The sequence below is a fragment of the Microcystis sp. M49636_WE2 genome, assembly GCF_030065375.1.
Taxonomy (GTDB): domain Bacteria; phylum Cyanobacteriota; class Cyanobacteriia; order Cyanobacteriales; family Microcystaceae; genus Microcystis; species Microcystis aeruginosa_C.
Window position 1 is genome coordinate 1 of the sequence record NZ_JASJFG010000066.1, and the last position, 2,163, is coordinate 2,163.

General features: G+C 50.1%; 1 protein-coding gene and 1 tRNA gene. Both read left to right on the forward strand.

Going from position 1 to position 2,163, the window contains the following annotated elements; genetic code table 11:
* Positions 1 to 10 precede the first annotated feature (10 nt).
* Positions 11 to 1,738, forward strand: a complete 1,728-nt coding sequence (locus PX484_RS01505) for a succinate dehydrogenase/fumarate reductase flavoprotein subunit (RefSeq protein WP_159296584.1) — start codon at positions 11 to 13, stop codon at positions 1,736 to 1,738.
* A gap of 83 nt (positions 1,739 to 1,821) precedes the next feature.
* Positions 1,822 to 1,895: transfer RNA gene (locus PX484_RS01510), tRNA-Met, on the forward strand.
* Positions 1,896 to 2,163: the final 268 nt, after the last annotated feature.

Genomic DNA, 2,163 nt, shown 5'->3' on the forward strand with positions numbered 1-2,163 from the left:
AAAATCAGCCATGAAAGAACACGATGTCGTTATAGTGGGCGGTGGGTTAGCAGGATGCCGCGCCGCCTTAGAAATCAAACGCCTCAACCCGACTATCGATGTTGCTGTCGTTGCCAAAACCCACCCAATTCGTTCCCACTCCGTCGCCGCCCAGGGAGGTATCGCCGCCGCCCTGCAAAACGTTGACCCCAAAGATAATCCCAAGGCCCACGCCTACGATACCGTCAAAGGTTCCGATTTTCTGGCTGACCAGGATGCGGTGGATATCCTCACCCAAGAAGCCCCCGAAGTTATCATCGAATTGGAACATCTAGGCGTGTTATTCTCCCGTCTCGAAGATGGACGCATTGCCCAAAGAGCCTTTGGCGGTCACAGCCATAACCGTGCCTGTTACGCCGCCGATAAAACCGGTCACGCCATGCTGCACGAATTAGTCAGCAATTTACACCGTAATCAGGTAAAAATCTACGATGAATGGTATGTTTTGCGCCTTATCCTCGAAGAAGGTACGGCCAAAGGCGTGGTTATGTACCAAATCGCCACCGGACAGTTAGAAATCCTTCGGGCAAAAGCAATTATGTTCGGGACGGGGGGCTATGGTCGCGTTTATAACACCACCTCCAACGATTTCGCCTGTACGGGGGACGGTTTAGCATTATCGGCCAAAGCGGGTATTCCCCTAGAAGACATGGAATTTGTCCAATTTCACCCCACGGGACTCTATCCCGTCGGTGTTTTAATCTCGGAAGCAGTCCGGGGTGAAGGTGCTTATTTAATCAATAGCGAAGGTCGTCGTTTTATGGAAGACTACGCCCCCTCGCGCATGGAATTAGCCCCCCGGGACATCACTTCCCGGGCCATTACCCTAGAAATTCGCGCCGGCCGGGGGGTAAATCTGGACGGTAGCGCCGGGGGTCCCTTTGTCTATCTGGATTTACGCCATTTAGGCCGGGAAAAAATTATGAGTCGCATTCCCTTCTGTTGGGAGGAGGCCCACCGTCTCGTCGGTGTCGATGCGGTAGAGGAACCGATGCCTGTACGTCCTACAGTTCACTATTGTATGGGCGGCATTCCCGTTAATACCGATGGTCGCGTTCGCTTAAGTGCCGATACGCTAACCGAAGGCTTTTTCTCCGCCGGGGAATGTTCCTGTGTCTCCGTCCACGGGGCCAATCGTTTGGGCAGTAATTCCCTGTTAGAATGTGTGGTCTATGGCAGAAGAACCGGCAAATCGATCGCTAAATACGTCGAAAAACGCGCTTTTCCCGTCTTTAATCCCGATATTTACCTTCAGGATGCTAAAGAGGAAATCACCGCTTTATTGACCAAAAAAGGCACGATTCGCATCGGTCAACTACGTCAGCAATTCCAAGACTGTATGACCCAACATTGCGGCGTTTTTCGCACCGAAGCGACCATGCGCGAGGGAATTAAACAAATCGGCGAATTAAAGCGCCAATACGAGCAGATTTACCTCGATGATAGGGGGGATTGCTGGAATACGGAACTAATCGAGGCCTGGGAATTACAAAGTCTCATGGTGGTGGGGGAAATTATCCTCACCTCTGCCCTCAATCGTCAAGAAAGCCGAGGGGCCCACTCCCGCGAAGATTTTCCCCAACGGGATGACCAAAATTTCCTTCAGCATACCCTCGCCTATTATTCCCCCTCCGGCATCGATATCGACTATATGCCCGTGGTAATTCAGGATTTCACCCCCGTGGAACGTAAGTATTAACCTCTGGTCGGACGGTAAATGTAAAGGAATATTACAAACTCCTTGGCATTTACCGAGATTTAGTTCTATACTAGATAAAGCAACGCGGGATAGAGCAGTCTGGTAGCTCGTCGGGCTCATAACCCGAAGGTCAGTGGTTCAAATCCGCTTCCCGCCATTACTGATAAAGCCGGTAGTTAACCCCGATTTCCCGTTAGGGAACATCGAACATTACCCTTTCAAGACAGCGATTGGGGTCAATGTAAGATTGGCGAGAATGGAGACAAGTATAATTATCCATGATCAGGATCTGTTCTGCTTTTAAATAGAGCGGAACGTGATAGGCTTCAAACAGTGCTATTTACAAAATGTTTGAAAGAAAAAGCGGGGATTGAAATCGACCACGGCATAGATAGTTAAGTAGGTAGGCGTTAAAAGTTGTCAGA

Excerpts from the sequence above, each read along its gene's own strand:
- PX484_RS01505 (WP_159296584.1), top strand. The coding sequence starts at position 11 with ATGAAAGAACACGATGTCGTTATAGTGGGCGGTGGGTTAGCAGGATGC.